Raw genomic sequence first — 6785 nt, forward strand, 5'->3', positions numbered from 1 at the left:
CACTATAAGGGATGCCAAGGGTTTTACTGATGCGATGCCACTGTGCAAGGTATCGGCAATCAGTTGCGCGATCGGCTCGCTATGTAAAGGTGCTAAGGTAATACAGTTGACAGTTGCCCCTTCCTTGCGGATGCTATCAAGGGTGATCATTAAAGGATGGGCAGAGTTGACCTCGTTATCACGATACGCCCCAATCAAAAATAAATACTCCGTATCAGCATCGGTCATCATCAGTTCTATCAATTTGAGAGTGGCGGAATCTGCCCACTGTAAATCGTCCAAAAAGATAACTAAGGGATGCTCTTTTGTACAACATGCCCGGATGAAGTGACCAAAGACGAGATTAAAGCGATTTTGCGACTCAGTTGGCCCTAACTCTGGCACGGCTGGCTGTTTACCGACAATCAGTTCTACTTCGGGAATTACATCAATAATTACTTGACCGTTGTCACCAAATGTGGTTAAAAGTTTTTCTCGCCACAGGTTCAGTTGTTCAGAGCTTTCACTTAAGAGTTGCCGCACCAATCCCTGAAAGGCGTCTACTACGGCAGAGTAGGGAATATTGCGCTGAAACTGGTCAAATTTGCCGGATATGAAATAGCCGCGTTTAGAGGTAATGGGCTTATAAATTTCTTGCACCAGTGCTGATTTGCCAATACCGGAATAACCCGCCACCAGCATCATTTCAATTTTGGATTTTCGATTTTGGATTGGGGATTTGGGATTGTCTCCATTAATCGGTGTATCCGCCTCAATATCCGTGTGTGCTGCTACTCGCTCAAATGCTGCCAGGAGAGTTTCTACTTCTTTTTCTCTGCCGTAGAGTTTTTGCGGAATTTGAAACTTATCCGAAATATCTTGAGAAGCCAGAGGAAACTCGGAAATTTCTCCCTTTATCTGGAATTGTTTGAGACATTCTTCTAGATCGGCTTTAATTCCCCAAGCGCTTTGGTATCGCTCCTCTGCCGTTTTCGCCATCAGTTTCATGACAATATCTGACAAAGCGAAGGGAATTTCCGGATTAAGCTGATGCGGCGACGAAGGCACTTTAGCGATATGACAATGCACCAATTCCAGAGCATCTGTCGTCTCAAACGGTAGTTGCCCTGTGAGCAGTTCGTAGAAGGTGACGCCGAGGGAGTAAAAGTCCGTGCGGTAATCCAAAGAACGGTTCATCCGTCCCGTTTGTTCCGGTGACATATAGGCTAATGTGCCTTCTACAACATTGGGATTTTTTAGGGTAGGATTTTCGCGGGTTAATTGAGTAGAAATGCCAAAGTCGATGATTTTGACAATTCCGGTTTCTGGGTTAAAGACAATATTGGCTGAATTAATATCTTTGTGGATAATATTTGCGGTGTGAATATTGCCCAAACCCTCAGTTATTTTGATAGCGATGCCCAGGAATTCTGGTAGGGGTAGTGCCCCCGTGGCTCCCTCCATACATTCATCCATCAATTGCCTTAAGGATGACGCACCAAAATCCTCAAGGATAATGACCAAAGTTCTCTGATAGGCTTCTAATCCATAAGCTTTAACCACCCCATCTGTGTTCAGATTGCGGGTAATTTCATATTCTTGCTTGTAGCGGGTGAGTTCCGATGGTGTGGGATAGTCTTGTTTGAGTACCTTGAGGATAACACGTTGGTTGTCTTGGGGCCGAATACCTCGATAAACCAGGGAGTTGGCACTTTCGTAGATTTGGGTAATAACCTGATACCCAGCAATTGCTAGGGTTGTGTTATTGCTCATATTTCGGTAGTTTAAATCTTTTTCAAAAAAAGCGGATTCAATGTTTTATACAATAAAGCTTTTAGAAGACTTGTTACTTAAGAGAAGGAAGAGTTATTTTTAAGATTTATAGTAATACACCGATATTACTTGTAATATGAAATAACCAGTTTCGGTATTCATCTGCTACAAAATTGTTGCTATATGGATTATTGTTATGAGCGATTATAGTTTTTCTAAACCTGATTTAATCGTTTCTACTAGTTCGGCTTGTGTCCAAGGTTTATATAAGCAGCAATGAAGGTTAGCCTGCTCTTTCGCTCGTTTAATGGCTGATTCATCAGCTTGACCCGTTAGCATAATTTTTACGACTTTGGGAAACTTTTGATGAACTTTTATCAGAAATTCATCTCCCTTCATTCCTGGCATTAACCAATCAGAGACAATCAGAATAATATCGATGCTATCCTGAGTGAGCTCATCAATTAACTCTAGGGCTTCATCAGCATTTTCAGCCTCTTCATATTGATACTGATTGCCAAATGCTTGTTTGAGTTGTCTCTTAAGACTAGTCAAGACGACCTTCTCATCATCAACACACAAAATAACTGATTTGCTCATCGCTAATTGGTAATTTAAAAAATGACAAATGATATAGAGTCCGGCAAATCCCCATAATATCTGAGACGTTTGTAGTGAGGACTTTATTCCTCTGATGAGGGGCACGCTCGCCTGTCTACTACGAACAGAATTTTATGACAGGTAATTAACCGGACATGATATGGCATCATTAGCCATGACGCATAGGCAAAAATACAGTAAATGTGGTTTTGCCCACTACTGAATCTACCTCAATGCGTCCCTGATGTTTCTTAATAATCTTCTTGACAATATCTAAACCCAAACCACTCCCTTCTCCTGGCGGTTTAGTCGTAAAAAAGGGCTGAAATATTTTAGGCATAATCTCTGCTGGTATCCCTTTACCAGTATCGGTGATGCTAATCTTCACTTCCTGCTCTTGCTCAGTGATATCAATTGTTAAAGTCCCATGATTGTCCATTGCTTGTAAGGCATTGTGAACGAGATTTGTCCATACCTGATTGAGTTCATCGGGATAACCCAGTATCTGGGGTAACTCGACATAGTTTCTGATGACGTCCACTCCCTGTTTTAGTTGATTGTGATAGAGAGTTAACACCGTTTCAATTCCTTCAATCAAACTGGTGGGAATCTTTTCACCCGATGAGTCGTAACGGGCGTAAGTTTTTAAAGCAAACACAACTTTTGATGCTCGGTCTGTAGCCGTGTTAATGGTTTGAATTCCTCTTTGCAATTCAGTCACTCTATAGGCAATTTCTAATATCTCTAAGCCATCATACCTTTTGAACAAGGGCAAAAAGGGTTCGAGTTCCTGATAAACTCCCATATCAATCAGAGTATCAGCAAAGTTATCAGCCTCTTCAATCTCTTCATTTTCGAGTTGGCTAATTAAGGCTCTCTTCAGTTTGCGCTCTTCTTTAGCAGATAAGTTGGATTCACTTTCCAGTGACTTTTGCAGTAAAGCTAAGAAATTCTCAACTTCCTCTGAACCAAGGGATTGCAACAGTGTGGGTAATTCTTTTAGACTTTGACTCAAGAACTGAGACACACTCTCTGCTGAGGAACGAATTGCTCCTAAGGGGGTATTGACTTCGTGGGCAATACCTGCAATTAGCTGTCCCAAAGCTGCCATTTTTGCGGATTGGATTAGTTCGTCTTGAGTGGCTTTGAGATCGTCGAGTGCTTGTGCGAGTTCTTGGGTGCGATCGCTTACTTTTTGTTCTAAGTTGTTGTAGAGTTGGGCATTTTCAATAGCGATCGCAGCTTGCCCAGATAATAATTGTATGACTTCTAACCTATCTGGAGTAAAAGCTCCCCCTGTGAGATTATTCTCCAGATAAACAATACCGCTGAGTTGACCTTGATTGAGTAGGGGCGCACACAAAATAGATTTGGTCTTATTCGCTTTGATATACGGGTCGTTGGTAAATTTGCCCTGTTGCGCGGCATCATTCTTAACAACCGTTTCTCTGGTACGGGTGACATAGTTGATGATCGATGTGGGTAAGTGTTGGTCGATGGGTATTGACTGTAAAACCGTGACTTTATCAGCATTCACCTCCCCAGAGGCTTCAATTACCCATTCTCCTGTCTCGTTCCCTGTCTGAGGCTGGGAACGCAAAATGAGAAAGCCAATTTGCGCCCCGGCATTCTCAATGAGAATCTTCATCAAGGAAGCGAGTAACTTTTCCAGCACAATTTCGCCGGAAATGGCTTGGGAGGCTTTCATTACGGTGGCTAAATCTAAAGCCTCCTTAGAGCGACTGCCAGTTGAGGCGCTGCTAATTATCGTGCTTGTGTCTGTCAGGCGAGTCGCTACAGATGATAAGTTAAGTAACTGCGAATATCTTGCTTCCAAATCCTTGACTTTTGCCTTTGCTCCCCAGCGCACATAGCCATAGTGAGCCTCTTTCATATAAATTTGGGCAAACTTGTCCATGCCCCGCGCCAGATAAAACTTCGCTGCTAACTCATAACCTAATGCCTCTTCTTGGATAAATCCGTTCTCCCTTGCTCCTTTAATCGCTCGCTCATAAAAATCTATTGCTTCAACGACTTGCCCCAAAACCCGCGCCTTCTCTGCCTCTACCAGATAAAATTTATGCAAAAAATTCATCGGGGCATGATGCGCCCATTTCTGCATTTTTTCTTGGTTAGTATTAATCCGATTTAGCCAAGCCTCTTTTTCGGAATCTGAAGCCTCGCCAAACACCGCTAAATGCGCCAGAGAATCATAGAAAGGCAAGAGGGCTACAGCTAGCGTGGCTGTCACACCGTCTAAATACTGTTCTGCCATAGCAGCATTTTGCAGGGCTTGATGAAACTCCTCAAACAGATAACATAAAATAAGTTTATTTAGATAAATTCTATGAATTCCTAGTCGGTCATTCGCTTTAAGAGTAAGCGGAAGCGATCGCTCCTCATTATAAGCATCACCCATTAAACGACACGGATTTTCAGATCGACCGAGCAAATTAAGGACTACTTGCCAAGCTGTTGTCGTCCAATTCAAAGAACTTTCCTGTTTAATTTGACTCATAGCATGACTGTAGGTCGCCATCTGCTGTTCTAGCGCCGTCAGTTCGTGACCGCTAAAATAGGCGTGATCGCACAGATAAAAAGCACAATAACCACCAAAAACAAATTCTCCGGTTTCCACTCCACTTTGATAGCCCTCAAGTGCCAGCGGTAGTGATTCCCGGAAATGTTCTTTCCAGTGCATTGTACAAACACCAAATATTAGGAATACCTTAGCCTTGACTTTTTTGGCATTTAATCGTTCCACTAAACTTAAAGCCAATTTGCCAAATTTATAACCCAACTCAATATCTTGGACTACGCCACACAGAACTAGTCCGTAGCAACTATAACCAAATGCCGACCAAATTGCATTGCCATATTTGATGGATAAATTCACCATCGCTAACACAATCAGCAACAACAGTTCATAAGCAGCTAGAAATCCAGCAGGCATTATGTTCGATAGAATATGGATAGCTGCTAGCTTTTCTGGGTCTGTCATCGCTGGCAGGTTAATTAAATCTTCAACTTCCTTCCCAGCTAAAAGTGAAGCGGTTTCCTCCTGTCCTCGTTGAATATCCAACTGACTCGGCTCTTCTGGTATGTTGACCCCCAATTGTTTCAGCGCCGCAAGTCCAATCTTAAGCGCTTCTTTGAAGTTTACCTGTGATAAAGCCGCTTGAATTTTGACATTATAAACTTTCACTTTTTCCAGCACGGTTTTGGCGTGATTTAGCACCACATCCACCAATTGCTCCATCTCCTCAAAGTCCCCTTTTAGGCACGCCGCCTCTGCTGCTTCCTCATACAGCGCTAAGGTTAGGTCATAGGAACTTTGCCAACTATCTGCACTCAAGAGTTCTTGCCCCGCCTTCAAATACCCGACTGCTGCTCCATAAGCTGCTGCTGTTTTCGCTTTTTGACCTGCCATCAGATTCAGTTTGGCAATTTCATTTCGTTCTTGTTCATGGACATGTAGGGGCAGTGCCCCTGTGCCTGCCCCTGTGCCTGCCCCTGTGCCTGCCCCTGTCCCAATATTGAGATGATCGACTATCTCAAATATCTTCTCTGATAAAGCTTCAGGCGACGTATTCTGCAACAGTAGCCGACCAATTTGTAAGTGAACCGCTGTTTTTTGCGCCTCATCAATCAAGGCATAAGCCGCTTGTTGTACCCGGTCGTGCAGGAACTTGTAATCTTGAATTAACAGTGCTGTATCTAACTCGGATGTAGGCAGGATTAACGCGGACTGAACTGCCATCACTAGGTCTGGAAAAATTTCCTCTTTGGATTTTTGACAAACGATAGAAATAGTGGTTAAGTCGAAATAAGCCCCGACACAAGCAGCCAAGCGTAAAACTTGCTGAGTCGATTCTGGCAGTTTCTTCAAGTTGCCAATCATCAACTCCACTACATTATCAGTAATGTCCTGTGCCTCAATGTTTGAAATATCCCAAATGAAGGCGTGACGCTGAAAATCAAACGTTATTAAGTTTTCGGCGTGCAGAGTTTTCAGAAATTGATTGACAAAGAATGGATTGCCCCCAGTTTTCCGCTTCACCAGTTCTGCTAAAGGTTTTACTGTAAGGGCGGGCTGATCGATATCCTGGCTGCGTAGGGCAGATGTCTGTAAACCCGCCCCGACGTGCAACGTATCGGCAATCAGCTGACTAATATGCTCTAGTTCTAACGGTGCTAAGGTAATAAAGTTGATAGTTGCTCCAAGATTACGCAACCCATCAAGTGTCATCATCAAAGGATGGGCGGGATTGACTTCGTTATCTCGATACGCTCCAATTAGGAACAGATATTGCGTCTCGTTATCTGTCATCATCAGCTCTATTAACTTGAGCGTGGCAGAGTCTGCCCACTGCAAATCGTCCAGAAAGATAACCAAAGGATGCTCTTTTGTGCAAAAGGCTCGGATGAACTGA

3 protein-coding genes are annotated in these 6785 nt (G+C 43.2%); all 3 read right to left on the reverse strand.

Translation table 11 applies throughout. From position 1 onward, the window contains the following. Positions 1-1752 (reverse strand): ATP-binding protein (locus tag V6C93_RS29365; RefSeq protein WP_333480218.1); only part of this gene is annotated, 1752 nt, incomplete at its 3' end. 204 nt (positions 1753-1956) lie between these two features. After that, positions 1957-2352 (reverse strand): response regulator, encoded by a 396-nt coding sequence (locus V6C93_RS29370; protein WP_333480219.1) that lies wholly within the window; start codon positions 2350-2352, stop codon positions 1957-1959. A gap of 169 nt (positions 2353-2521) precedes the next feature. Then, positions 2522-6778, reverse strand: coding sequence for an ATP-binding protein (locus V6C93_RS29375; RefSeq protein WP_333480220.1), 4257 nt, complete (start codon positions 6776-6778; stop codon positions 2522-2524). Positions 6779-6785 lie beyond the last annotated feature (7 nt).

This window comes from Allocoleopsis sp., assembly GCF_036703385.1.
In the GTDB taxonomy this organism is placed as follows: Bacteria; Cyanobacteriota; Cyanobacteriia; order Cyanobacteriales; family Coleofasciculaceae; genus Allocoleopsis.

Coding starts and splice junctions, on each gene's coding strand:
- V6C93_RS29370 (WP_333480219.1), bottom strand. CDS start 2,352: ATGAGCAAATCAGTTATTTTGTGTGTTGATGATGAGAAGGTCGTCTTG.